At 41.7% G+C, this 24,329-nt stretch carries 25 protein-coding genes and 1 tRNA gene; 7 read left to right on the top strand and 19 right to left on the bottom strand.

Going from position 1 to position 24,329, the window contains the following annotated elements; genetic code table 11:
• Positions 1-18: 18 nt before the first annotated feature.
• From nusA to AC4E96_RS03480, 3 genes are all read right to left on the bottom strand, one after another.
• Positions 19-1,515 (bottom strand): transcription termination factor NusA, encoded by a 1,497-nt coding sequence (nusA, locus tag AC4E96_RS03490; protein ID WP_488031930.1) that lies wholly within the window; start codon positions 1,513-1,515, stop codon positions 19-21.
• Between the two features lie 22 nt (positions 1,516-1,537).
• Entirely contained in the window at positions 1,538-1,996 is a 459-nt protein-coding gene (gene rimP / locus AC4E96_RS03485; RefSeq protein WP_488031931.1) for a ribosome maturation factor RimP, read from the bottom strand.
• A 305-nt stretch (positions 1,997-2,301) separates the two neighbouring features.
• Positions 2,302-2,378: transfer RNA gene (locus AC4E96_RS03480), tRNA-Met, on the bottom strand.
• A gap of 278 nt (positions 2,379-2,656) precedes the next feature.
• Between AC4E96_RS03480 and AC4E96_RS03475 the strand changes: the two genes are divergently transcribed.
• Positions 2,657-3,736, top strand: a complete 1,080-nt coding sequence (locus tag AC4E96_RS03475) for a cysteine synthase A (protein ID WP_490254920.1) — start codon at positions 2,657-2,659, stop codon at positions 3,734-3,736.
• Positions 3,737-3,846: 110 nt separating this feature from the next.
• Here the strand turns inward: AC4E96_RS03475 and thiI are convergent, their stop codons facing one another.
• From thiI to pomA, 3 genes are all read right to left on the bottom strand, one after another.
• A complete protein-coding gene (thiI, locus tag AC4E96_RS03470; protein ID WP_488031933.1) occupies positions 3,847-5,304 on the bottom strand; it encodes a tRNA uracil 4-sulfurtransferase ThiI in 1,458 nt (485 codons plus the stop codon).
• A gap of 110 nt (positions 5,305-5,414) precedes the next feature.
• A complete protein-coding gene (locus AC4E96_RS03465) occupies positions 5,415-6,347 on the bottom strand; it encodes a flagellar motor protein MotB (protein WP_488031934.1) in 933 nt (310 codons plus the stop codon).
• A gap of 2 nt (positions 6,348-6,349) precedes the next feature.
• Positions 6,350-7,111: a flagellar motor protein PomA gene (gene pomA / locus AC4E96_RS03460; RefSeq protein ID WP_488031935.1), complete on the bottom strand. Its 762-nt coding sequence runs from the start codon at positions 7,109-7,111 to the stop codon at positions 6,350-6,352.
• A 221-nt stretch (positions 7,112-7,332) separates the two neighbouring features.
• On the opposite strand from pomA, the gene AC4E96_RS03455 reads away from it, so the two are divergent.
• Genes AC4E96_RS03455 through dxs form a run of 3 tightly spaced genes read left to right on the top strand, consistent with a single transcriptional unit; the run spans position 7,333 to position 10,377 of the window.
• Positions 7,333-7,575 (top strand): exodeoxyribonuclease VII small subunit, encoded by a 243-nt coding sequence (locus AC4E96_RS03455; RefSeq protein WP_488031936.1) that lies wholly within the window; start codon positions 7,333-7,335, stop codon positions 7,573-7,575.
• Between the two features lie 6 nt (positions 7,576-7,581).
• Positions 7,582-8,481: a (2E,6E)-farnesyl diphosphate synthase gene (gene ispA / locus AC4E96_RS03450; protein ID WP_490254919.1), complete on the top strand. Its 900-nt coding sequence runs from the start codon at positions 7,582-7,584 to the stop codon at positions 8,479-8,481.
• A 6-nt stretch (positions 8,482-8,487) separates the two neighbouring features.
• Positions 8,488-10,377: a 1-deoxy-D-xylulose-5-phosphate synthase gene (gene dxs, locus AC4E96_RS03445; RefSeq protein WP_490254918.1), complete on the top strand. Its 1,890-nt coding sequence runs from the start codon at positions 8,488-8,490 to the stop codon at positions 10,375-10,377.
• A gap of 152 nt (positions 10,378-10,529) precedes the next feature.
• On the opposite strand, the gene AC4E96_RS03440 is transcribed toward dxs, so the two are convergent.
• The 13 genes from AC4E96_RS03440 to AC4E96_RS03380 all read right to left on the bottom strand — a co-directional run bounded on the left by AC4E96_RS03440 (position 10,530) and on the right by AC4E96_RS03380 (position 22,668).
• Positions 10,530-11,033 carry a YcgN family cysteine cluster protein gene (locus tag AC4E96_RS03440; RefSeq protein ID WP_488031939.1) on the bottom strand — a complete coding sequence of 168 codons (504 nt, stop codon included), beginning with the start codon at positions 11,031-11,033 and terminating at the stop codon, positions 10,530-10,532.
• Positions 11,034-11,048: 15 nt separating this feature from the next.
• Positions 11,049-12,068, bottom strand: coding sequence for a lytic murein transglycosylase (locus AC4E96_RS03435; protein WP_490254917.1), 1,020 nt, complete (start codon positions 12,066-12,068; stop codon positions 11,049-11,051).
• Positions 12,069-12,078: 10 nt separating this feature from the next.
• Complete coding sequence (locus tag AC4E96_RS03430) at positions 12,079-12,369, bottom strand: YcgL domain-containing protein (protein WP_488031941.1); 291 nt, start codon at positions 12,367-12,369, stop codon at positions 12,079-12,081.
• A gap of 3 nt (positions 12,370-12,372) precedes the next feature.
• Positions 12,373-13,551, bottom strand: a complete 1,179-nt coding sequence (rnd, locus tag AC4E96_RS03425) for a ribonuclease D (RefSeq protein ID WP_488031942.1) — start codon at positions 13,549-13,551, stop codon at positions 12,373-12,375.
• 103 nt (positions 13,552-13,654) lie between these two features.
• The gene (gene fadD / locus AC4E96_RS03420) at positions 13,655-15,307 is read right to left on the bottom strand and encodes a long-chain-fatty-acid--CoA ligase FadD (RefSeq protein ID WP_488031943.1); all 1,653 of its coding nucleotides are present in this window, start codon (positions 15,305-15,307) and stop codon (positions 13,655-13,657) included.
• Between the two features lie 140 nt (positions 15,308-15,447).
• Positions 15,448-16,290, bottom strand: a complete 843-nt coding sequence (locus tag AC4E96_RS03415) for an alpha/beta fold hydrolase (protein WP_488031944.1) — start codon at positions 16,288-16,290, stop codon at positions 15,448-15,450.
• A gap of 4 nt (positions 16,291-16,294) precedes the next feature.
• Positions 16,295-17,191 (bottom strand): class I SAM-dependent methyltransferase, encoded by an 897-nt coding sequence (locus AC4E96_RS03410; RefSeq protein WP_490254916.1) that lies wholly within the window; start codon positions 17,189-17,191, stop codon positions 16,295-16,297.
• Positions 17,192-17,222: 31 nt separating this feature from the next.
• The gene (locus AC4E96_RS03405; RefSeq protein WP_490254915.1) at positions 17,223-17,813 is read right to left on the bottom strand and encodes a Slp family lipoprotein; all 591 of its coding nucleotides are present in this window, start codon (positions 17,811-17,813) and stop codon (positions 17,223-17,225) included.
• Positions 17,814-17,853: 40 nt separating this feature from the next.
• Complete coding sequence (locus tag AC4E96_RS03400) at positions 17,854-18,300, bottom strand: hypothetical protein (RefSeq protein WP_490254914.1); 447 nt, start codon at positions 18,298-18,300, stop codon at positions 17,854-17,856.
• A gap of 137 nt (positions 18,301-18,437) precedes the next feature.
• On the bottom strand, positions 18,438-19,037 hold the full coding sequence (locus AC4E96_RS03395; RefSeq protein ID WP_490254913.1) for a TetR/AcrR family transcriptional regulator: 600 nt from the start codon (positions 19,035-19,037) through the stop codon (positions 18,438-18,440).
• Positions 19,038-19,261: 224 nt separating this feature from the next.
• Positions 19,262-19,972, bottom strand: a complete 711-nt coding sequence (tsaB, locus tag AC4E96_RS03390; RefSeq protein WP_490254912.1) for a tRNA (adenosine(37)-N6)-threonylcarbamoyltransferase complex dimerization subunit type 1 TsaB — start codon at positions 19,970-19,972, stop codon at positions 19,262-19,264.
• An 8-nt stretch (positions 19,973-19,980) separates the two neighbouring features.
• Positions 19,981-21,894, bottom strand: a complete 1,914-nt coding sequence (yoaA, locus tag AC4E96_RS03385; protein WP_488031950.1) for a DNA repair helicase YoaA — start codon at positions 21,892-21,894, stop codon at positions 19,981-19,983.
• A gap of 168 nt (positions 21,895-22,062) precedes the next feature.
• Entirely contained in the window at positions 22,063-22,668 is a 606-nt protein-coding gene (locus AC4E96_RS03380; protein WP_488031951.1) for a peroxiredoxin, read from the bottom strand.
• Between the two features lie 222 nt (positions 22,669-22,890).
• Between AC4E96_RS03380 and AC4E96_RS03375 the strand changes: the two genes are divergently transcribed.
• The 3 genes from AC4E96_RS03375 (at position 22,891) to bfr (AC4E96_RS03365) (ending at position 24,168) form a co-directional block, all read left to right on the top strand.
• Positions 22,891-23,085 carry a (2Fe-2S)-binding protein gene (locus AC4E96_RS03375; protein WP_490254911.1) on the top strand — a complete coding sequence of 65 codons (195 nt, stop codon included), beginning with the start codon at positions 22,891-22,893 and terminating at the stop codon, positions 23,083-23,085.
• 136 nt (positions 23,086-23,221) lie between these two features.
• A complete protein-coding gene (bfr, locus tag AC4E96_RS03370) occupies positions 23,222-23,689 on the top strand; it encodes a bacterioferritin (RefSeq protein WP_488031953.1) in 468 nt (155 codons plus the stop codon).
• A gap of 11 nt (positions 23,690-23,700) precedes the next feature.
• Complete coding sequence (gene bfr, locus AC4E96_RS03365; RefSeq protein ID WP_488031954.1) at positions 23,701-24,168, top strand: bacterioferritin; 468 nt, start codon at positions 23,701-23,703, stop codon at positions 24,166-24,168.
• Positions 24,169-24,329: the final 161 nt, after the last annotated feature.

The raw sequence follows: 24,329 nt of genomic DNA, 5'->3' as shown, positions 1-24,329 counted from the left end.
AACTACCTCCGTTGAACCTTATTGCTCTTCGCTAAACCATACAATGTTACGAGCGGCCATGATTAATTTGCCCGCCTGCTCTTCGTCTAGTTCTTCGATGCCTTCTAAATCATCTGTGCCTTGCTCAGCAAGTAACTCAAGGTTTGTTACACCTTTGCTTGCCAATACATATGCTAAATGACGATCGATACCTTCAAGGTTTAGCAAATCTTCTTCTGGTTCTGCATTTTCAAGCGACTCTTCGTTCTTAAGCGCTTGTGTTGTCAACGTTGCTTTAGCTCGTGAACGTAACTCTTCAACCGTCTCTTCATCTAGACCATCTACTTCCAATAGCTCAGCTACTGGTACGTAAGCAACTTCTTCTAGTGATGAGAAACCTTCTTCAACTAATAATGTTGCGAAGTCTTCATCAATATCCAAACCATCAACAAACAATTGAATCGTTTTGCTGTTTTCTGCTTGGTGTTTTTCAGCCATATCGGCTTCGGTCATCACGTTTAGTTCCCAACCAGTTAGTTGGCTTGCTAAACGAACGTTTTGACCGCTGCGACCAATTGCCATCGCTAGGTTGTCTTCAGCAACTGCAATATCCATCGACTTACTGTCTTCATCAACAATGATAGAAGCGACTTCAGCAGGCGCCATAGCATTGATAACGAATTGTGCAGGGTTGTCATCGTATAAAACGATATCTACACGCTCACCGTTCAATTCACCAGACACGGCTTGTACACGTGCACCACGCATACCTACACAAGCACCAACAGGGTCGATACGACGGTCATTTGATTTAACGGCAATTTTGGCACGAGAACCTGGATCACGAGCTGCGGCTAAAATGTCCAACATCTCTTCACCAATTTCTGGTACTTCAATTCTAAATAATTCAACTAGCATTTCTGGCTTAGTTCGACTCACAAAAAGTTGTGGGCCACGAACCTCAGGCTTGACGGCATAAAGGTATGCACGCACACGGTCGCCTGGGCGGAATGTTTCACGTTGAATCATGTCTTCGCGGTACAACACAGCTTCAGCGTTGTTACCTAAGTCTAAGATGACATTGTCACGGTTCATTTTCTTAACGATACCCGTGATTAGCTCACCTACTTGATCGTAGTACTGTTCAGCAATTTGGCCGCGTTCAGCTTCACGTACTTTTTGTACGATAACTTGCTTTGCCATTTGCGTAGTAATACGGTCAAACTTAATTGATTCGATTTGCTCTTCTACGTAATCGCCTAATTGTAGTTCAGGGTCATCGTATTGAGCAGCCGACAAGCTCATTTCTGCACTAGGGTTTTCCATTTCGTGATCGTCTGGAACAACTAACCAGCGGCGGAATGTGTCGTACTCACCTGTCTCTTGGTCAATAGAAACTCGAACTTCAATCTCAGCTGTGTGCTTTTTCTTTGTCGCAGCTGCTAGTGCAAATTCAAGTGCTTCAAAAATCTTTTCGCGTGGTACGGCTTTCTCATTCGATACCGCTTCTGCTACCAGTAATAGTTCTTTTGCCATTATACTTCGCTCCTTTATCTGGTTAGTCGAATCGAGCAACTAAGTGTGCTTTTGCGACATTGTCAATCAAGATAGAAAACACTTGATTGTCGACTTCAATATTAATCATATCGCCTTCAACTTCGACTAACGTCCCTTTGAAATTGCGGCGACCGTCTTGCGGTACATTGAGTTTCACGTTTACTGTTTCGTTAAGTACTTGTTCAAAGTGCTTAGCAGTAAACAACGGACGGTCAACACCCGGTGAAGAAACTTCAAGGTTATATTCTGTGGAGATTGGATCCTCAACATCAAGAATTGCGCTTACTTGACGACTGACATCGGCACAGTTATCAACTGTGATGCCATTTTCATGATCAATATAAATACGCAAGGTAGAATGATTACCTGCTCGAATGAACTCAACCCCTAACAATTCAAACTCTAAGGCTTCAACTGCAGGCTGTAACATTTCAGTTAAACGCAGTTCTAGGTTAGTCAATTCACCGCTCCTATCGCTAATTTTAAATACAAAAAAAGGGCCTAAAGCCCCAGTTGCATGTACTTTTGATAAAGCACACCACTTAAACTGTGAACAGAAACCAAAAATCCCCGACGTCGCGAGGCTATAGTTTCCTGTCTTACTAGCATCAATTTATGAACACAATATGAATTTGTCAAAAATACCTGACTATACTATTTGAATATGTATACGTTGCGGAGTCTGAGATTGCACTCATCAACCTTCGTGCTCTTTTAAAGCGTTGAGCCAGAGGGCTACCACAGCAGTTACATATTGCCATAAATTGGTTGCGGGAGCCGGATTTGAACCGACGACCTTCGGGTTATGAGCCCGACGAGCTACCAGGCTGCTCCATCCCGCGCCAGTAGACTGAGCTATTTATTTTAATGTCGTCGGCTCCGACGACATTGGCTAAAAAGCCTAAATCTTTTAGCAATTTGCTAATCAATTTCGATGCCGGGCATTATACGTACCTAAGCTTATTATTCAAGTCATTCCTGCGCTTTTCTAAAATAAATAAACACTTCTTTTTTTAGTCTGGAAAAAACAGATTCGCGCAATTTGTAAATCTAATTTAGCTTTTTGATACATTCATATAGAATTAGCTCATTCTAATAAATTATTTGTTCGAGGAACCCTATGCCTAAAAACGGACACGCGGCCAATTTGTCAGAAGCGATTGGCAATACAGATCTACTAACCATTCCCAGCCTAAGTAAATTAACGGGTTGTGACATTACGGTAAAATGTGAATTTCAAAACCCTGGCGGCTCAGTTAAAGATAGAGCGGCATTACAGATGGTTTTATCTGCTATGGAAAGTGGCGATCTTAAACCAGGTATGACAATCGTAGAAGGTACAGCTGGTAATACTGGTATTGGTTTAGCTATTGTAGCTAAGTCATTAGGCTTCAATCTCAAAGTCGTCATGCCTAAAGGTCAAACTAAAGAGAAAGAGCAAATGATTGAATTGCACGGTGCCGAGCTTATTTTGGTTGACCCTGTTCCATTTGCTAACGAAAACCACTTTTATCATACTGCGAGAAAAATAGCTGAACAGCATGACGATCATTGGTGGGCAAACCAATTTGAGAATACCGCCAATGCTGATGCTCATTACCTTCATACCGCACCTGAAATATACCATCAGTCCAACAAGGCTGTGAGCATATTCACCTGTGCCGCGGGAACAGGCGGTACCATTGGTGGCATTACAAAATACCTCAAAGAACAAAATCCAGATATAAAAACGATTTGTATCGACCCTTGTAGCTCAGGTATCTATCAGTTTTTACAAACGGGTGAATATAAAGCCACTCCAGGCAGTTCTTTTACAGAGGGAATCGGAATAATGCGCTTAGTGGCTAATTTCAAAATGGCCTCCGTTGACTATGCCTTGAATATTACAGACCAAGATATCGTAACGATTGCAAATTATGTTCGTCAAAATGATGGCTTAGTTTTGGGTAGTTCAAGTGCATTAAACGTCGCAGCTGCATTTTTTGCGGCTATTAAGTTTGGCCCATTAAGTGGTGGAAACAAACAAACGATTGCGACCATCGCCTGTGACTTGGGAGAGCGTTCTGTATCAAAACTTTATAACAACGCCTTCCTAGAGGAAAAAGGTATTGATATAGACAAAGATACTATCGAGACACTACTGGCACGTTACAAATCGGATGAAACTTCTTTGAAGCCAGTAACTTTTGATTTTAAGTAGCCTTTGACTTCAAGTAACAAGAAATCCAAGAACTGAAATTTAGTCACTGGATTACAAAAAAACTCACTATATCTGTAGTGAGTTTTTTATTTGATTAAACATTATCAAGACTAATGTGTTCGGTATACTTTAACCGTTTTGTAGCCATGTTCATGGAGTAACAGTGCTTGTAATCGACTCATCACACCGCGGTCACAATACAAATAGTATTGTTTCGACTGATCTAAATCACCAAACTTAGTCGCTAGTTTAAAGAAAGGAATAGTAACGACTTCTGTACCCTCTAGTTCAAGCGGTGCATCGTCGGCTTCATCTGGGCTTCTAATATCAACAACCACAGCACCAGGAGCGATTTCAGTCGATAACTCAACTTCTTGTACTTCCTCATGAGTTTCTTTTTCGATGTCTCTTACGTCCATCACAGTTGCGTTTTCAACAACGTCTTCTAATAGCTGGAAGTTGAACTCGGCTTCGTTTTCTTCAACGACTTTTAGTACTGCTTTAGTCGTTGGTTTTTTAGAGATAACACCACAGTATTCTGGCATCGCCGCCGCCAAATCATGACTACCGATCTTTCTAGCCGTATCAATAATTTCCGCTTTATCTATGTGAATAAGCGGTCTTAAAATTAACGTATCCGTTACTCGGTCGATGACATTTAAGTTGGTTAGAGTTTGTGAAGAAACTTGTCCTAAACTCTCCCCTGTCACCAAAGCCTTAATATTAAATTTATCAGCCACCTTTGCAGCAGCACGCATCATCATACGTTTAAGAACAACCCCCATAAGGCCGTTATCAATCTTTTCTAGAATTTCAGCAACAACAGGTTCGAAGTTTACTGAGATAAAACGGGTTTTGTGCGAACTACTGTAGTTGCTCCAGATTTGATAGGCTGCTTGTTTAACACCGATTTCATGTTCTTTACCACCAAGATTAAAGAAGCAGAAGTGGGTACGCGCACCACGGCGAATCATATGATAAGTCGCTACACCGGAGTCAAAACCACCTGACATAAGTGATAACACATCTTCTTGGCTTGGTAGAGGCATTCCACCTAAGCCTCGGTAATGTGCAGTAATAACTTGAAAAACGTCATCTTTTAAATCGGCTTTGATGGTTAAGTCTGGTTTGCGAAGTGAAACACTAGCTGACTCAACGGCTTGGTTCAAACCACCGCCTATATAGCGCTCTAAATCTGAAGAAGTGAAGTCGTGTTTACCAGTGCGTTTGATTCGAACACAAAAGGTTTTGTTTTCAAGGTGTGACTGCCAATGGCTAGCAACGTCTTTAAAAGCTTGATCAAAGTCAACAAACGGGTACTCAATAACCTCATTTAATTGGTCAACTCCAGGCACTTTAACAATCAGATCTAGCATCTGCTCACGTTCTTGCGCCGTTGCTTGCGGAGCATCAACAAGAATATCGCTCCATCTTGAAATAATATGCGCGTTTGGGTGAACTCTTTTTAAAATAATTCGTAAATTAGATTCGAGTAGTTTACAAAACCGTCTTCTTACAGAGCGACTTTTCACATTTATTTCTGGATGGTATTTAACAATTAACTTCATAACGGCTCAAGTATAGATAACAAAACGCAAAGCGCGGACTTTAGATAAGCCCGCGATTATACATATTCTGAGGGGTGACGAAAAGTTGTGCTCGGAAGAATAATCCGATGTTACTGATCAGAAATGGTTATTTTTTCTGACTCTTTTGCTTTACCTTGCATAATGGAGACTTCAACACGTCTGTTGATGCGTCGGTTAGCACTGGTTGTATTTGGAACGAGTGGTCGAGTGTCTGCATGACCAACAACGACAATTCGATTTTTATTAAAACCCGGTGCTTTTACCATTTCGGTTGCAACGGCTACAGCCCGTTGTGAAGACAAGTCCCAATTATTGGTAAATAATTCGTTAGTAACATTAATATCATCGGTATGCCCTGCTACCGTAATTTCCCCTGGAACATCATTTAGAACCGTGGCAACTTTGCGAATAATTGGTTTAAATTGGTCTTGCAAGTAGGCTGACCCAGAAGGAAACGAACCGTTTTCTCTAATTCGGATAATGATCTGTTGACCTAGTGACTCTAGCTCAATCGCCCCATCGATAATCTCTTGCTGCATTTGCTGCGCAATTTTCTTAAGTAACTCATTTACTTCTTCTTGCTCTGCAGACGACTCGGCTGAAGACTCTGATTCGGCATCTGCCGTTGCCGAACTCATACCACCACGCATTTCTGCGGTTTGCTCTTGTCGACCACCGGCTGATTCGTCTTCACCTTCTTCGAACTCGAGTACTTGTTGAGTGATTTCAATGGTTTGTTGCTGAATGATTTCAATTGGCGTTGGTTCTGGACGACCTGGACGGAATTCTTGTGCAATCACTGACGTCCCTTTTGGAATGTCTTTAACTTCAATTTTGTTTTGAACACCAAAGGCAAACTTCATCGAACCTGCGATTTGCTTAAACTTAAGTACATCCATCTCTGCAAAAGACAAAAGCAAAACAAAGAAACACATTAATAGTGACATCAGGTCAGCAAAGGTCCCCATCCACGCGGGGAGACCTTCGGGGGGACATTTCGGGCATTCTTCTTCAGCTGACATGATTATTCCTCAGTGTCTATTTCGCGTTTTGAAGCTGCCAAATAGTTGCGTAACACACCCTCAATAACTTTTGGGTTTTGGCCATCTTGAATACCCAAAACACCGTCCATGATTAAGCTTTGATTTAATTTTTCTTCTTCTACACGAAGGCCAAGTTTGTGAGACATAGGCAAGGCAATAACGTTTGCTAAGAATGCACCATAAAGAGTGGTTAATAGTGCTACCGCCATAGCTGGACCAATTGATTTCGGGTCATCCATGTTGGATAACATAGCAACCAGACCAACCAGCGTACCTATCATTCCCATCGCAGGCGCTATATCACCCAGGGTTTTGAATATACCAGCACCTAATTCGTGTCGTTCGGTTGTCAGAGAGATATCTTTGGATAATGTGGCTCGTACGACTTCTCCGTCATGACCATCAACCAACAAATCGACACCCTTTTGTAAAAATGGATTTGAAATTTCAGCTTCTTCTAACGCTAAAAACCCACCCTTACGGGCTGAATCTGCCAATTCAACGATTTTTTCAATCAGTTCTTCTGGGGTTTCAATTTTAAAGGAAAATGCTTTACCAGCAATTTTACCGGCACTGATAAATTGAGGAAGCGTATAGTTAGAGAGGAGTACAAACGTTGAACCACCAAATACGATAGCAATTGATGGGACGTCGACGAACATGGCAATACCGCCACCCAAAATCATCGCCAACAAGATAAAGCCAATAGCGCCTATCATTCCTACAATACTAGCTAAATCCACAATTTACTCCCGGGCAGTTGTTCTGTTTCTAAGTGTAATTATCGACAGTTATTATCGCAACTTAAATATTATCGGTAAGTTATAGACTTAAGTGCGCACTTATTCACCAATTTACATTCATTTTAGCGCATTACAATTGAATAACCATGCCTTTTAAGATACCTTTACCGGCTAATTTTGGCGGTCGTGTAACAAGCAAAAATAGAAGCGAATATAGACTTATGTCCGAACAAAAAAATGTCACCTTTGAGTCAGCAATCAGCGAACTAGAAACTATTGTACAACAATTGGAATCTGGTGACTTGGAGTTGCAACAGTCTTTACAATTATTCGAGAGAGGCATCGAACTTACTCGACAAAGTCAAAGCCGTTTGCAAGAGGCTGAGCAGAAAGTTCAAATTTTGATGGAAAAACAAGGTAGCCTTGAACTTCAATCATTCTCTGAGAATGATCAACAAGGTTAACGATTCATGTCCATCAATATAAAAATGGCTGACTACAAGGCTCGTATTGAGACTGTCCTTGACGCAAAGCTAGAACAGGCTGACATTGCCGACGTCAAGCTAAAAGAAGCAATGCGTTACTCACTGTTATTAGGTGGCAAACGCGTTCGTCCATTTTTGGTTTATGCAACAGGTGAAATGTTTGGTGCTAAACTAGAAGACTTAGATGCTGGCGCCGCAGCCCTTGAGTCGATTCATAGCTATAGTTTAATTCATGATGACTTACCTGCAATGGACGATGACGAATTGCGCCGTGGACAGGCGACGTGCCATATCAAGTTTGATGAAGCGACGGCCATTTTGGCCGGTGACACACTGCAGTCGTTTGCGTTTTCTAGTATTGCCAATCACACTTTTGCCTCGGTCGGTTTAACAAACCAATTAGCACTATTTGGCTTGATTGCAGATGCTGCCAATCAAATGTGCGCGGGTCAAAGTATCGATTTACAAAATACCGACGCTCAAAATGCCGCCAATAGCGACTTAACGCTTGATGCGTTACAAAACATGCACAAATTAAAAACAGGCGCTCTGATTGTAGCGGCCGTTAAAGCTGGAGCTGTCATTGGCAACGCGAATGACACTGAATTAGCCAGTTTAACTAAATATGCCGAAGCAATTGGATTGGCCTTTCAAGTATGGGATGACGTATTGGATATTACATCTGATACCAAAACACTTGGCAAACCGCAGGGGTCTGATGTCGCAGCAAATAAAACGACGTATCCTGCTTTGTTAGGACTGGAACAAACAAAACAAAAAGCTCAAATGTTAGTGTCTGATGCACTAGCGGCTTTAGATGAATTGCCTTATCAGACGGACACCTTACGTCAATTAGCGCAGTATATTATACAAAGAGATCATTAAGTAATTATGACTGTCAACATAGCGGATTATCCGAATTTACAAAAGGCTCTATTGCCACCAGAACTACGCCAACTTCCGCAAGAACAGTTGCGTTCAGTTTGTGATGAGTTACGTGCTTATCTATTAAACTCAGTAAGCAAGAGCTCTGGTCACTTCGCATCCGGTTTGGGCACTGTTGAACTGACGGTTGCGTTACATTACGTTTATAACACTCCGTATGACCGACTCATTTGGGATGTGGGCCATCAAGCCTACCCACACAAAATTATCACTGGTCGTGCCGAGCAAATTCACACAATCCGTCAAAAAGATGGACTGCATCCTTTCCCATGGCGAGAAGAAAGTGAATACGACACATTAAGTGTAGGCCACTCGTCTACGTCGATCAGTGCCGCACTCGGTATGGCGGTAGCCGCCGAAGCAAAACACAAAGCTAATCCTAGCGACCCAATTCGCAAAATCTGCGCAGTTATCGGCGATGGTGCGATGACGGCTGGTATGGCATTTGAAGCAATGAACCACGCCGGTGATATCAAGCCAGACATGCTTGTCGTTTTAAATGACAATGACATGTCTATTTCTGAAAACGTTGGTGCCCTAAATACTCACATGGCTAAGTTGCTTTCGGGTAATTTGTACACAACATTCAGAGAGAGTGGTAAAAAGCTTCTCAGTGGTGTGCCGCCAATCAAAGAACTTGCAAGCCGTGCTGAAGAGCACTTAAAAGGTATGGTCGTTCCATCGACTATTTTTGAAGAGTTAGGTTTTAATTACATTGGTCCTATCGATGGTCACGATATCAATGCCTTAGTTGATACTCTGCGTAATATGAAGAACTTACAAGGTCCACAGTTCTTACATATTGTGACTAAAAAAGGCAAAGGCTATGAGCCAGCTGAACAGGATCCGATCAAGTACCACGCAGTACCTAAATTTAATCCTGAAACAACATCATTGCCAGCGTCTAAGTCCACGTCTCCAACCTATTCCAAAGTATTTGGTGACTGGCTATGCGACATGGCCGCAAAGGACGACAAATTGATGGCCGTCACGCCAGCGATGCGTGAAGGCTCAGGCATGGTTCGTTTCTCGAAAGAATTCCCTGAGCAATACTTTGACGTAGCAATCGCAGAGCAACACGCTGTAACATTAGCAGCCGGTATGGCTTGTGAGGGTTACAATGCCGTTGTGGCAATATACTCAAGCTTTTTACAGCGCGCGTACGATCAATTGATTCATGATGTTGCCATTATGAATTTACCGGTCTTGTTTGCGATTGACCGTGCAGGAGTCGTCGGTGCCGATGGCCCAACTCACCAAGGTTCATTTGACCTTAGCTTCATGCGTTGCATTCCAAACTTAGTGATTATGACACCAAGTGATGAAAACGAATGTCGCCAAATGTTGTACACAGGTCACAAACTGGATAAGCCAGCAGCCGTTCGTTACCCTAGAGGTACTGGCCTTGGTGCTGATATTCAACAAGAAATGGCTGAGTTAGAAATTGGTAAAGGTCGCTTGATTAACGACATGCATGATACAGCGATTGCCATTCTTAACTTTGGTACGTTTTTAGGTGAAGCTTCAAAAGCAGCTGAAGAATTAGATGCCACGCTAGCCGACATGCGTTTCGTAAAACCGATGGACTTAGGCCTAATTGATGAGCTTTGTAGTCGTCACTCGCTCATCGTGACAATTGAAGATAATGCTATTGCCGGTGGTGCTGGCTCTGCGGTTAACGAATATTTAAATATGAAAGGCGCAGGCATTAAAGTCTTGAATATCGGTTTACCAGATCAGTTCATCAAACACGGTACTCAACAAGAGATCTACCAAGAGCTTGAACTCGATGCTGAAGGTATCATTAAACAAGTTCGTCGCTTTTTAGAGCGTTAATTCTGGGCTTTAAACAAACGTATATTGCGCCCTGATAAACTGAACCATGTTTAGGGCGTCAGATAAAAAAAGGTCACTGTTTTGCAGTGACCTTTTTCATTTCAAACTAAATATTTACGTCGCTTGGGACGGCTCAGCTTTCAAGTCTAAATTTAATCCAAGTCATTAAGTGGCCACACGACAATAAAGTCTTCGTATTGCTCTTCCGTAACCATACTGTCGAAAATGACTTTACCTCGTACTGACATCCCAGCTTTGTGCATCGCAGACTTTTTACCTTTGTTCAGCAATGGGTGCCAAGATGGCAAACCACGACCTTCAGCTAGTCGTCGGTAGCTACAGCTCGTTGGCATATAGAAAACTTGCTCTAGGTTGTCTTGAGTCAATTGAACACAACTAGGAACCAACTTTGTACGTTTGGTGTAAACCGTACATTCGCACTTTTTGTCATTCAGATACTGACAGGCGACATTGGTGTAGTGTAAGTCTTCACCTTCATTGATAAAGTCAGTGTCGACCGCCTCTTCAGTTTCTTCATCATCAATCAGTTTGTGCAAGCAGCACTTTGCACAACCATCACATAATGACTCCCACTCAGGGCGAGTCATTTCTTGTAGTGACTTAGTTTGCCAAAAAGGCTTAGCTGAATCTGTCATTAAACTTTGTTTACTCTATTGAATTTTTGGGTAGCCAATACGATCAGCCAAATAGCCAACCGACGTGACAAAATAATAAGAACGGTTCCAATGCATTAATGATTTGTAATTATCATAAGCAAGGTACATTCTACCTTTAGCATCATCTGGCATGATCAAGGCCGCGGTTAAATCTGCCTTAGGAAGTGGACGCCCGTCCATACGTGTGATGCCTAAAGCAGACCACTCAGCCAGTGTCTTCTCATTATTTTTGAAGTTCTTTAACCAGCCAGAGCGGCCCTTACTGCCTTTAGGCATAATTAGACTCTTATCAAAACCTTCAGGAAGCTTAACTTGGCGCCCCCATGTTTTGTTATTGTCCCAGCCTTCTTGTTTTAAGTAGTTCGCAATTGACGCGAATACATCGTGTTTGTTGTTCCAAATGTCTTTTTTACCATCTTTGTCACCGTCGGCTGCATATGCCAAAAATGAGGTAGGAATAAACTGACATTGACCCATTGCTCCCGCCCACGAGCCGACAAATTTTTCTGGTGCGATATGGCCTTGCTCAAGGATCTTTAATGACGCAAATAATTGTCTTTTGAAAAACGCTTCACGGCGACCGTCATAGCTCAATGTTGCTATAGAATCGATAATTGGCATCTTACCTTGAATACGACCAAAGTTAGTTTCTAAGGCCCACAAAGAGACAATAAACCTAGCTTGAACGCCATACTCTTCGGCGATTTGATCTAACAATTCTTTATTGTCTTTGTACGCTTGACGAGCACGAGTCACTTTCCATTCTGGAACTCGCTTTGGTAAATAAGTATCTAATGTTTCGATAAACTCTGGCTGGTTTTTATCAGCTTTTACAACACGCTTTAAATATTTCAAATCACTGAGATGTTCATTAACAAATGCCGGCTCGAAACCTTTTGAAATGGCTTCTTTTTTTAATGACTCAACATATTGCTCAAATGATGGCTTGTCTGCAGCAAAAGACGCAAATGGCACAGACAAAGCTAAAGCTGCAATAATAGATTTAAATTTCATTTCCCCTCTCTTAAGCTTCTCCTGTTGAAGCTTTTTGATCGTTTTTAAAAGTATCTAGTAGGTTTTCTTGCGGTGGTGGAATTTGCAAATAAAACCCTTTTTCTTCTAATTCTTGTTTTACTTTAGACAGGTCAGCTTGTGCAAGTTCCTTGCGACGGTCTAGGTCTAAAGTCATGACGAGTAACGGAGTTCCCATTAACTTCATTAAAGGCTCTGGTACTTTCGAAAAATCATCCGTTTTTTCAACGTAAAGGTAAGTCTCTGCCTTCTTTGAGCTCTTGTAAATTGTACATAATTGCATAGGTTAGCCCTTGTTTAAAAGCGGGTTGTTCGTTAATTTATCCACGGAGTATTGATTTCGCCACTCACTTAAATATTCGGCTAAAAGTGGTTGTCTCCACGGAAGGTCAAAATCAGGAAGATTACTATGAGGTACCTTCCACTGCCATTGAATATATTGATTAAGCTGCTTTTTCGTCGCCAATAAAGGTAATGCGACATTATGTCGACGACTTGCTTCAGACACCAATTGTTTAAGTTGTTTAAAAGCCTGTTTATAGTCAGAAAAGTCGGTCAAACGAGGAATCACTTCCGGACATTCATCGATTTCTAAGCGCTTTGCTCGTTCGACACATTGCAACATAGCTTTGCCATGAACCCTAATTTCGCTTGGGTGGATATTAGGAATATTTTTAAGGCTATTTAAATCACCAGGACGACGCTGGGCGATGGCAAATAAAGAAGCATCTTTAGCGACAAAACCCAAGGCCAAATTTTTCTTTAACGCTTGCTGGTAACGCCAAGCACTTAGCTCTTTTAAGATAGCCAATTCTCGACGTTTTAGTTGCCAACCATTACCAAAATCTAGATACAGTTTGGCTGGGTCTTTTTCAATTTTTTTCTGCTCTACTTTGAGTTGTGCTTCTTGTAGGTTGTAACTGTCAAGGCCACGCTCGATAAGCTCATCATTAAATGCGTGATACAAAGGTAATAAATATTTAACGTCATTCGCAGCGTAATGGAGTTGGGTTTTATCCAACGGACGTTTTAACCAGTTAGTCCTAGCTTCGCCTTTATCAAGCGTAACGCCTAAGGTTTTTTCAACAGCGGCACCAAAACCTAATACAGTGCCTTCATTCAAAAACTGTCCGGCAATTTGAGTATCAAACAGTGGGGTTGGCAAACGTCCTGAATAATACTTAAACACCTCTAAATCTTCGTGGCAAGAATGCAGCACCTTAACGATATCGGGGTTTGTCAGAAGTGACCAAAAAGGCTCTAGATCCAAATCAACTAATGGGTCAATGAGAACGAGAGAATCACCGTCATAAGCTTGAATAAGTCCCAATTGCGCGTAAAAGGTTCGGGTTCTGACAAATTCTGTGTCCAGTGCCAATACATCACATTTACTTGCCTGCTGGCAAAATTGGTCTAATGCATCTTGCGTGTCGACGTAGGTATATTCCGTATTTTGTTCGCTCACAATAACTCTCTTGTTGTACTCTTGTCTCAAGTTTCTGAAATATAGACATAAAAAAAGCTGACCTTAGTCAGCTTTTATAATCTTGCATAAATTCAGCAGATGATTAGTCTTTAAGCTTACGACGTAAGATCTTGCCTACATTTGATTTAGGCAATTCGTCTCTGAATTCTACCAGTTTAGGAACTTTATATCCTGTTAATCTTTCACGACAGTGATCGATGACATCTGATGCTGTAAGATTTGGATCTTTACGAACCACAAATACCTTAACAACTTCACCAGAAACCTCGTGTGGAACCCCAATCGCTGCACACTCTAGTACGCCTTCATGCGTCACGACTTCATCTTCAATTTCATTAGGGAAAACGTTGAAGCCAGATACTAAAATCATGTCTTTTTTACGGTCAACGATGTACAACAAACCTTCTTCGTCCATCTTAGCGATGTCACCTGTTGCTAACCAGCCGTCGTTTAATACTTCTGCCGTCGCTTCCGCTCTACCTAAGTAACCGCGCATAACTTGAGGTCCTTTGACAAGGAGCTCACCCGCTTCACCTAATTTAACGTCTTCGCCTTCGTCATTAACTAAACGTACATCTGTAGATGGTGTTGCGACACCAATACTACCTGTGTACTTGCCAATATCAAAAGGTACAAAGGAAACCACTGGAGAGCACTCCGTTAGACCATAACCTTCCAGTAAGTCACAACCCGTCACGTTTAACCAACGCTCAGCAACCGCACGCTGAACTGCCATGCCACCACCGATGCTCAACTTAAGTCTTGAGAAGTCTAGTTCTGAGAACCCAGGAGTATTCAGTAAACCATTAAACAAAGTATTAACACCGCTGATTGCAGTGAACTTGACCTTGCTTAGCTCTTTCACGAACCCTGGCATATCTCGTGGGTTAGTAATCAGTACATTCGTCCCGCCATACTTTAAGAAAAGCAGACAATTCGCCGTTAACGCAAAGATATGATAAAGCGGTAACGCAGTGATAATTTGGTCTTCGCCTTCTTTTAGACAAGGACCTAATAAGGCTGAGACTTGCTCTAAGTTCGCAACCATATTAGCGTGGGTTAACATTGCACCTTTAGACACACCCGTTGTACCACCGGTGTATTGTAAAAATGCTAAGTCTTCACCAACAACCTTAACTGGCGTTACTGTTTGGCTTCTGCCTTTTGACAAGGCTTGTTTAAATGGAATCGCATTTGGCAGGTTGTAAGATGGAACCATCTTCTTAACGTGCTTAACGACCAAATCAACGACTATACCTTTAAGCCCAAGAAGGTCGCCCATCTTAGTCAAAATAACGTGCTCTACCGGCGTATTATCAATAACTTGATCAAGAGTAGAAGCAAAGTTATCAACAATAACAATCGCCTTTGCTTTGCTGTCGTTTAGTTGATGCTCTAACTCTCTTGGTGTGTAAAGTGGGTTTACATTGACAACAACAGCACCGATGCGGTGAACAGCGATAAGTGCTATTGGGTATTGTAAAAGGTTAGGCATCATTATAGCGACGGCGTCACCTTTTTTGATTCCTAGAGTATTTTGTAAATACGCGGCAAATGCTTCGGCCTGCTGATCAAGTTCGCTGTATGTGATCGACTTACCCATATTTGTATAGGCGTCTTTGTTTGCAAACTTCTTAACGCTCTCACTCACGACATCTAACAAAGAGTGTTGTGGATCAAGGTCTATCTCTGTTGGTACGTTTTTAGGATACTTATTTAACCAAATCTTGTCCAAAACGAACTCCTGAATAAATTTGAATGCTGATTTTTATTATTATCAAAATAATCCGCTACCTTACTCCAACTCATCGGATGAGACAAATTGAATAGAGCAAAAAACAACCAAACTATCATTTATGATGAATATTCACGCAATTATAGTAAAAATTTAACCAACTGCTCAGCAATTGGTAAAGGCTCGTCCATATGGCAGTGATGATGGCCCGGTACTTCCGAAAAAATGTGATTGTGGTAATAAGGACTGAACTTTTTATAGTTGTCTTTAACCATTTGATAACCTTGTTCACCCAATAAGATCAAGCAAGGAGACTGAATATTTGCGACTATTTGTTTGGCACTGTCATCATTGATACGAAGAGGTGATTTTGCTCGAAGCCTAACGTCTGTTCTCCATTCAAAACCGCCTTCTACGACAGTAATATTTCTCAAGGTAAGAAGTTTCGCTGATTCAAAGCTAAGTTCACCTGCGTTTTGCCTAGCGATTATTGCGCTCTCTAAGTCTTTATGCACTCGTTTCTTTTTGGACTTTAGAATTCTTCGCGAATCAAAAGCGGAACGCATCTCTTTGGCAATATCGCCTTCACCTTGAGTTAAAATACCCGCGGAATCAATCAATATTAATTTGGTTATCTTTTCGGGATAAAGGCCTGCAACAATAGTCGACACCATGCCGCCCATTGAGTGACCTAAAAGAACTGGAGGCTCGTTTAGATTCAGTGTATCAATGATATCAACCAAGTCTTCTACCCAGTCAATAAAGTGATAATGACAACCTGCTGGTCGATGAGATGACTCACCATGCCCTATCAGATCAACCATAATCCAGTTGAAGTCTGACATTTCACGACTTAGTGGCAGAAACGATGCCGCGTTATCCAACCAGCCATGTACTGCAATAATCGTCGGTTTGTCAGGTGAGCCTTGGTGCTCTAGATAACACACTCGACCTGACGGAATGCTGATAAACTTAGTATTCACCTAATTAATTCGTAGATTGTTTGTGTTGGCCTACAAAAAGGGGCTTTATGAACTTTAATGTCATTCGGTCGCTCTCACCAATACTGAGGTACAAATTTTGATCCAATGCCCCCATCGCAAGAGTGGGTGGTAATGTATAAACCCCTCTTGGGTAATCTTTGGTATCTCGTGGATTTGAATTGACTTCAGAACTGTCAACAAACTCAAATCCTATTTTTTGGGCGGCGCTTATCACATAATCTTGCCCCAAATAACCTTCTGCAGCCATTGCAGAAATGTCCGAGATAGAGTCTGCTCTGTGTTGGATTATTCCCAAGGTACCACCAGGCTTTATGGCATCAAAAACGGCTTTCAAACCAGTGAGCAAGTCGCCATTTTCATCCCAAATGTGCAGAGAGCGTATAATCAAAGCTAGGTCTACCGAGTTAGGTTCAGCAACCTTCAGTGCTTCAGGCGGGTCAAGCTCGGTAAATGTAATGTCACCATAAATGTCGGTGTCGGAGACTTTTTCACGATATTCAAGGGCGACTTTGGACCAAAACGCCTTGCGTTTATCGCTTGAGTTTTGGTTCATTGTAGAAAACGTTGCAGCAATTAATTCACCGTCTTCCTTTAGATACGGCCCCAAAATTTCGGTGTACCAGCCGTTACCGGGCCAAACTTCCAAAACCTTATCGGTTGGTTTTATATCGAAAAAGGAGAACACTTCTTTTGGGTGCCGAAACTCATCACGCTCTTTGCTTTCTGCAGTACGATGAGACGAATTGAGAATCGATTCTAATTTAGCTTTGTCGACACCATCAATTAATTTTGGTGTTTCATCTTTAGCTATAGTTGGCACAGCAAAGGTCATCGCTGCACCCAAAATGACACTTGTTATACTACTCAACAAGAGCTTCATATTTTTGTTCACCTTATTCAGATATTTATTTTTATTGTTTGTTATCTGTTGATTTCATTAAACCGGTCGGCTTTGATTTTTTTGCGCCACCAATGATGTATTTATGACGAACACCACCACGCCAGTACCAACGAGGGTGAGCACCAGGCCAACCATAATAAAACTCGACTTTAGCAGGCTGTTTTAGCTTTTTCCATAGGTGCAAAGTGGCATCAGTCATTGTTGGATAAACGTATTCATATTCATCTATCTTTTGACTTTCTTTTTCTTTAATGACACCCAGAGCCGTAATAGATTTACCTTTTTTGAAAACTTCTGGCTCCAAGAAACCGTCCACTAGTACTCTGAATCGACCGGCTGGCTCGTCTTTAATTTGAGGTCGACCGGTACTGCTCGATGGGTAATACAAAACATCTAATTGAGTCTTGTCTGCGCGATTTTTGACCCCAGCAATCACGCCACTCCAACGCGCTTTTTGACCTATATATTTCTTGTCTTCTTTTTGCACTTGTGAAAACTCAACCAATTGAGTACCTTCAGCAACCGCAACAGAGTCAGGGTAACTTGCACACCCCGTTAACAATAATACAATTCCTACCAAACAACCTTTATATGCGTTCATTGCACCTCCAAACGGTTAAATCTACTTTATAAATAACAAATTATGCTGTTATATCAACATTTATTTGGCCGCGTAGCAAATCGCTTTGCTGTTGTGCATTAAGACTGTTATATGAATTAATTGCTGTTTGGCCCAGACCATTTGCGTTTTGGGTTTGCTGTTGCTGGGTTGCCGCACTTTGCTCTAATTGTCTGATCGTATCTTGGGTTGGAGGCGTGATTTGGTTTGGACCGGATGAATCGGTTCTCAGTTGTTCATCCCTTTGACGCTGTTCATTACGAGCCGCTTCACTCTGCAAATCTTGTTGTTCGCGGACTTGAACTTCTTCACGCGCAGACTCATTTATTTGTTCTGTACGTTGGTTTTGTTCATTGGCGAGATTAGTTTGAAGTTCGCGTTGCTGCTCCTGTCTCTGAACCGGGCTCTGTTCAGAATTCGAGAAACTCGTGCGTGCTAACGACGATGATAAGCCATTTACTTCTGCCATTTTACTCTCCCACGTTAATTGAGTGGACTGATTTAGACCACATTGCTTTAGCGATAGGGCTAGGTAAAAACTCCCTAGCTCACCATTCTCAAAAGTGTCTTTACGGACGCTTATAAAAGGCCCTAATTAAAGCGTAGTTAATTAAGTTTAAAACTGCGAATGTAATCAGCCAAAGCCGCGGTCAGTTCGGTCAATAACTCTCTACATTGACAACTTGTCACCATTTGCGGCATGCCATTAAGGCTGCACATAAAAAACAAGCTGACTCTTTTACTGTCGAGCTCCGGTTTGGCTTGTCCTTTGGTTTTTGCTAATTCTAAGGCTTCTTCTATCAATTGTTGATGGGTTCTAAAAATCGAATCAACACGTAACCTTAAGCCTTCATCGGTTGCTGATAGTTCGGCAAGTAGATTGTGAATTGGGCAACCACTACACATATCGTCTTCAGTTGCGTTTTGTGCCATGCTGTCAACGACCGTAGCGATAGCTTCTATTGGCTCTTCAGCGTAAATTACGTCTCCCCAACGGGCAAACACCATATCTCTGAATAATTCATCGACCACTGCGTACAACAGCTCCTGCTTGTTCGCAAAGTGATGATACAAAGCGCCCTTAGAGACTTCGGCCTGCTTTAAAATGTCAGACAAACTAGTGCCGTTATAGCCTTTTTGTTGAAATAACTGAGCAGCTACCTGTAAAAGATTATGTCTTGTTCGATCTGGATCGCGTAATGCCATCAACGTTACCTTTAGTGTCAACTCTACAGAACGCTATTGTTTAGCATTCTGAGTACTGAGCTGATATTTAATCTATCCTACTTCTTATTGCTCTCCATTATGCGCAGTAAAAATCAAAAGTACCACTTCTACCTTCTTTACGAAGTCGCACAGGGTTTTGACCAATAAACAGACAAAAAGTTCCGTTTCGATTTTATTGGCTGCGCAAACGGCTATTTCAGTTATTAACGTCCTGGTAACTTTTTCCAAGTGACTTCATCACGAACATAGTTGGGCTGTGCTAGCTCAGCTACCACAGCTTCATCACTTGTAAACTTAGGCTCTGCTTGAGCAAAAGCAAACTTAACGTTTGGCAAACTTATATCGGTTTGTGTCGCTGGGATGGCTCGACTCAGTTGTGATAAATAAGTTTCCCAGCCTGTCCCTACAGCGTAACTCGATGACTCTAATTCATGAGCGACATCTTTATCTAAGCCAGCTAACACTTCAGCTAACTGCTCTGGCTTACAAACTAGGTCTGCAATGATCGGAACAGCCTGACCATCCACATTGCGATAGATAGCAAAATATATCTCTGACATACGAGCATCAATTGCAGAAACGACGTACTTAGCATCAAACCGCTCAATGGCTTCTTGAGCCATCATTGCCAAATTAGAAACCCCCACGACCTTAAGTTCGGCACCGAATGCCAAGCCTTGCGTAACAGAAACACCAATTCTTACACCAGTGAAGCTACCTGGTCCACAGCCATATACAATACCGTCCAAGTCGGTTAATTTTAGCTCAGCCTTATCCAACAAAGACTCAACGGCTGGCAATAACTTTTGTGAGTGTTGTTGAGGACAAACCTCAAAAAATTCATATAAATCTGTCGGAGTTTTAATTGCTACCGAACATGCCTCTGTTGCGGCGTCTAATGCTAATAGTTTCATGTTATTTTCTATAAAGTCGTTAAGAATTGTTTAACTAAATCGGTATCTCGAGTGCGTCGCATGTCTGGTAAGCTCCGCATAAAAACTTCGCCATACTGTCTTGTTACTAACCTAGGGTCGCATATTACCAAAGCACCGCTGTCTGTTACATCTCGAATTAAGCGTCCAACACCCTGCTTTAGAGAAATCACGGCCTGTGGAATTTGTACCTGTTGAAAAGGGTCTTGTCCTTTTAATTTACAGTCTTCCATTCTGGCTTGTAATAAGGGCTCATCAGGTGAGGCAAATGGTAATTTATCAATCATTACCAAAGACAAGGCGTCGCCTCGAACGTCAACCCCTTCCCAAAAAGAACTCGTACCTAGAAGAACAGCGTGTTTTAGTTTAGTAAACTTTTCGAGTAACAAACGCTTACTTGTCGTGCCCTGCATCAACAATGGTAAAGAAGTATTTCCATCGAGCATTTGTCCCACCAGCGTCATAACTCGATGTGAAGTGAAGAGCAAAAACGCTCGCCCTTTGCTCGCTTCAATCAATTCGAGCGCAAGCTCTGCGAATGCTCTTACCGCTGTTTTATCATTTGGCTCTGGGAAATAGCGTGGGACACAAAACAAGGCTTGTTTTTGATAATCAAAAGGACTGCCCAAAATTTGTGTTCTTGCGTCTGGCAAACCTAATAACGAAGTAAAATGGCCAAACTCCTCATCGACAGACACGGTTGCGGAGGTAAAGACCCAGCTCGCGTCAGACTCTTCAACAAAACTGCCAAACTTGTCGGCAATACTCAATGGCGTTGTATGAAGGGTAAAGTGTCTCTTTGTCGTGTCGTACCAGTAACTATAACCCGTCTCTTCAATGTGATTAACTCGATCAAACTTTCCTCTCAACTGACACAAGCGCTCAAAACAAGAGTCAATTGCTTCGGTTCGAGAAACCACCATTTTCAATACGTCGTACAAAAAATCAAAAGACTTGTGAACGAGTTTCATCGCCTCTTGAATATTGTCTTGTTTGGACTTCTCTCGCCAATTGCCTTTTTCCGGATCAATGGCAAACACCAAACGCATGTCTAGAATGTTTTTCTCTAAGTTTTGCGCAGCTTTGTTAAGTTGAGAGACATCACGTAAGTTGGTTTGATATTCAGCCTGTATCTCTTTGCATAATTCAAAAACTTGTCTTGATGAGAAGTGCTCACCAAAATACTCGGCGGCAATATCTGGAATTTGATGGGCCTCATCGAAAATAATGACATTAGCATCAGGGATCAACTCGCCAAAGCCCGTGTCTTTTAGCGACATGTCTGCAAAAAACAAGTGATGGTTTACGACGATTAAATCAGCATCGAGGGCCTTCTTTCGAGCATTCAACACATGGCACTCACCAATATTAGGACAGTCTTTTCCTAGACAATTGTCGACGCTACTTGTAACGAATGGAATAACTCGGCTATTTTCTTCAATAGATGTCAACTCACCTAAATCGCCAGAGTCAGTTTCTGAACTCCAGCGCCTAACCTTAGACAAATCAGTTACAAAGTCGGCATCATCAAAAGGCGGGTGCTGACCATACTGATCCATGCGGTAGAGGCAAAGGTAATTGGCTCGCCCTTTTAGCAAAGCCGTTTTCATTCTAGGCTTTAAGGCTTGTTTTACGAGGGGTAAGTCGCGATGAAACAGCTGCTCTTGAAGAGCCTTTGTTCCGGTTGAGACAATGACCTTTTTACCTTCCAACAATGCTGGGGCCAAATAAGCAAATGTTTTTCCCGTACCCGTTCCCGCTTCAACCACTAACTGCTTTTGGTCTTTAATTGTCGCGGCGACCGCAGTTGCCATATCTAACTGCGATTGCCTAGCCTTAAATCCAGGTATTGCTTTAGCAAGTGCGCCTTGATCTGAAAAACACTGTTGAACGGTCTGCTTCACAAAAATACTCAATGGTGAATAGAAAAGAATTGTTGTTGTCAGTCTAACAAATTGTTAGGGGTTTAAGAATCTCCTTTAGATCAGAAATCCAACTCTTTGCTAAATTGGAGGCATAAAAAAACTCCCGATAAACGAGAGTTTTTTTGTTTTTAAATCTTAAGATTTAAATTATAGCGTGTCAGCATTCTCAGATAAGAAAGCAGCAACACCGTCTGGCGTGTCTTTCATACCTTTTTTACCTTCTTCCCAACCAGCTGGACATACTTCGCCGTGCTCTTGGTGGAAGTTAAGAGCGTCAACCATACGTAGCATCTCGTCGATGTTACGACCTAATGGTAAGTCGTTGACAACTTGGTGACGAACCATGCCTTCTTCGTCGATTAGGAAAGATGCACGGAAAGCAACGCCCGCTTCTGGGTGCTCAACGTCGTATGCTTGACAGATTTCGTGTTTAACGTCTGCAGCTAGTGTGTAACCAACTTGACCGATACCGCCGTTCTCAACAGCAGTGTTACGCCATGCATTGTGGCTGAATTGAGAATCGATAGAAACACCGATTACTTCTACACCGCGCTTTTGGAACTCAGCAAGACGCTTGTCAAAAGCGATAAGCTCTGAAGGACAAACGAAAGTGAAGTCTAATGGGTAGAAGAATACAACTGCTTTTTTACCTTTAGTTGCTTCTGCAAAGTTAAAGTTGTCAACGATTTCGCCGTTGCCTAAAACTGCTGCAGCTGAAAAATCTGGTGCCTTGCGGCCTACTAATACGCCCATGGGTATCTCCAAAGTTGTTTTGTTAATAAATTATGCAACTAGTATATATAGACGACATTTGAGAAACCAAGTTGAATTTCCGATTAATCCTATCGAAATTATCGATTTAGTTAAAAAAACATAAATCACCCTGAAAAAACACATAAAAATAACAAAGAAATACTTGCAAGAAGACTTAATGAGAATTATTATCACTTGCATCAAATAAAGAGGGTGGTTCTCATGTACGTTTGTCTTTGTAAAGGCATCACAGATAAAGATATCGAAGAAGTCGTCGAGCAACATGGCGTTGGTAATTTACGTGAACTAAAACAACACCTGCCTGTCGGTCAAGAATGTGGTAACTGTACTAAAGTAGCTCAAAGCGTCATCGACAAAGTAATCATCGATGAGTCTTTATTCAAGGAAGTCAGTTAGTTAGCTGAAACCCCGACAAACACCAATCTAATCAATAATGATTATCATTATTAACCCCTTGTTTTAATTGGTTATTTTTGCAAAAATCCATTTTTGCTCTATAATTATCCTATATGCCCAAGATAGGATTTTAACCATGCAAAGTAACCGCACCATCATTACTACCCTCAATGATATTTTGACGATTGAATTAACTTCAATTAATCAATACTTCCTGCACGCTCGTATGTACAAAAACTGGGGCTTCTCAAAACTCAACGATAAGTGCTACAAAAAATCGATTCTAGATATGAAGCAAGCAGATAAACTTATCGAACGAATATTGTTTTTAGAAGGGTTGCCAAACCTGCAAAAACTTGGCGCTTTGTCTATCGGTGAACACACTGAAGAGATGATGAAGTGTGACACCCAATTCCAGTTGACACAAATAAACCAAATGCGTGCAGCGATTGCTGTTTGTGAAGAGCAACAAGATTACGTATCACGTGATTTACTAACAGAGATTTTGGAAGGTGAAGAAGAACACCTCGATTGGTTAGAAACGCAAGAATACCAAATCGAAAACCTTGGCATTGAAAAATACTTACAAGCCCAACTCGACTAAAGGAGTCCAACATGAAAGGTAAACAATCGGTTATCGACGCGTTAAATGGTCTACTCGCCTATGAGTTAGCGGCGATGGATCAATACTTTATTCACTCTCGTATGTATGAGGACTGGGGCTTATCTAAGTTATTTGAGCGAATTGATCATGAGTTTGATGACGAAAAAGGTCATGCTTCTTTACTCATCGAACGTATTTTGTTCTTAGAAGGCACTCCTGACATGGTCACACGAGACGGATTGCATATCGGTAAGACAGTCCCTGAAATGCTTGAAAGTGACTTACGCGTTGAATACGCGGTCGATGAAGCACTAAAAAGTGCCATGGCGCTTTGCGAAAAAGAACAAGACTACGTAACTCGTAACATGTTGCAAACGCTCATTGATGATACAGAGTCAGACCACGCATACTGGCTTGAACAACAGTTGCGTCTAATCAAAACGATTGGCTTAGAGAATTACCTTCAATCGCAAATGTGATTCTAAACCGAATGAAGTGAGCTCAGGGCCATCCTTTTGTAAATAACGCCCTATTCCTATAAAGCCCAGGATTTTTATCTTGGGCTTTTTTTATACAAAACGCTTGCTTTTTAGCCACACTGTATCTAGTGTACTACTACAGATAGTACACCAAACAAAAC

It is taken from the genome of Psychrosphaera sp. (genome assembly GCF_982872775.1).
This window is presented reverse-complemented; position numbering and strand designations above follow the sequence as displayed.

What these genes read in the sequence shown, in the direction of transcription:
- AC4E96_RS03455 (WP_488031936.1), top strand. Translation starts at nt 7,333, where the DNA reads ATGTCCGAACAAAAAAATGTCACCTTTGAGTCAGCAATCAGCGAACTA.
- AC4E96_RS03430 (WP_488031941.1), bottom strand. Translation starts at nt 12,369, where the DNA reads ATGCAATTATGTACAATTTACAAGAGCTCAAAGAAGGCAGAGACTTAC.
- dxs (WP_490254918.1), top strand. Translation starts at nt 8,488, where the DNA reads ATGACTGTCAACATAGCGGATTATCCGAATTTACAAAAGGCTCTATTG.
- AC4E96_RS03410 (WP_490254916.1), bottom strand. Translation starts at nt 17,191, where the DNA reads ATGAAGCTCTTGTTGAGTAGTATAACAAGTGTCATTTTGGGTGCAGCG.
- AC4E96_RS03475 (WP_490254920.1), top strand. Translation starts at nt 2,657, where the DNA reads ATGCCTAAAAACGGACACGCGGCCAATTTGTCAGAAGCGATTGGCAAT.
- AC4E96_RS03380 (WP_488031951.1), bottom strand. Translation starts at nt 22,668, where the DNA reads ATGGGCGTATTAGTAGGCCGCAAGGCACCAGATTTTTCAGCTGCAGCA.
- AC4E96_RS03375 (WP_490254911.1), top strand. Translation starts at nt 22,891, where the DNA reads ATGTACGTTTGTCTTTGTAAAGGCATCACAGATAAAGATATCGAAGAA.
- AC4E96_RS03405 (WP_490254915.1), bottom strand. Translation starts at nt 17,813, where the DNA reads ATGAACGCATATAAAGGTTGTTTGGTAGGAATTGTATTATTGTTAACG.
- AC4E96_RS03435 (WP_490254917.1), bottom strand. Translation starts at nt 12,068, where the DNA reads ATGAAATTTAAATCTATTATTGCAGCTTTAGCTTTGTCTGTGCCATTT.
- thiI (WP_488031933.1), bottom strand. Translation starts at nt 5,304, where the DNA reads ATGAAGTTAATTGTTAAATACCATCCAGAAATAAATGTGAAAAGTCGC.
- bfr (WP_488031954.1), top strand. Translation starts at nt 23,701, where the DNA reads ATGAAAGGTAAACAATCGGTTATCGACGCGTTAAATGGTCTACTCGCC.
- ispA (WP_490254919.1), top strand. Translation starts at nt 7,582, where the DNA reads ATGTCCATCAATATAAAAATGGCTGACTACAAGGCTCGTATTGAGACT.
- nusA (WP_488031930.1), bottom strand. Translation starts at nt 1,515, where the DNA reads ATGGCAAAAGAACTATTACTGGTAGCAGAAGCGGTATCGAATGAGAAA.
- AC4E96_RS03395 (WP_490254913.1), bottom strand. Translation starts at nt 19,037, where the DNA reads ATGGCATTACGCGATCCAGATCGAACAAGACATAATCTTTTACAGGTA.
- bfr (WP_488031953.1), top strand. Translation starts at nt 23,222, where the DNA reads ATGCAAAGTAACCGCACCATCATTACTACCCTCAATGATATTTTGACG.
- tsaB (WP_490254912.1), bottom strand. Translation starts at nt 19,972, where the DNA reads ATGAAACTATTAGCATTAGACGCCGCAACAGAGGCATGTTCGGTAGCA.
- AC4E96_RS03465 (WP_488031934.1), bottom strand. Translation starts at nt 6,347, where the DNA reads ATGTCAGCTGAAGAAGAATGCCCGAAATGTCCCCCCGAAGGTCTCCCC.
- AC4E96_RS03440 (WP_488031939.1), bottom strand. Translation starts at nt 11,033, where the DNA reads ATGACAGATTCAGCTAAGCCTTTTTGGCAAACTAAGTCACTACAAGAA.
- AC4E96_RS03400 (WP_490254914.1), bottom strand. Translation starts at nt 18,300, where the DNA reads ATGGCAGAAGTAAATGGCTTATCATCGTCGTTAGCACGCACGAGTTTC.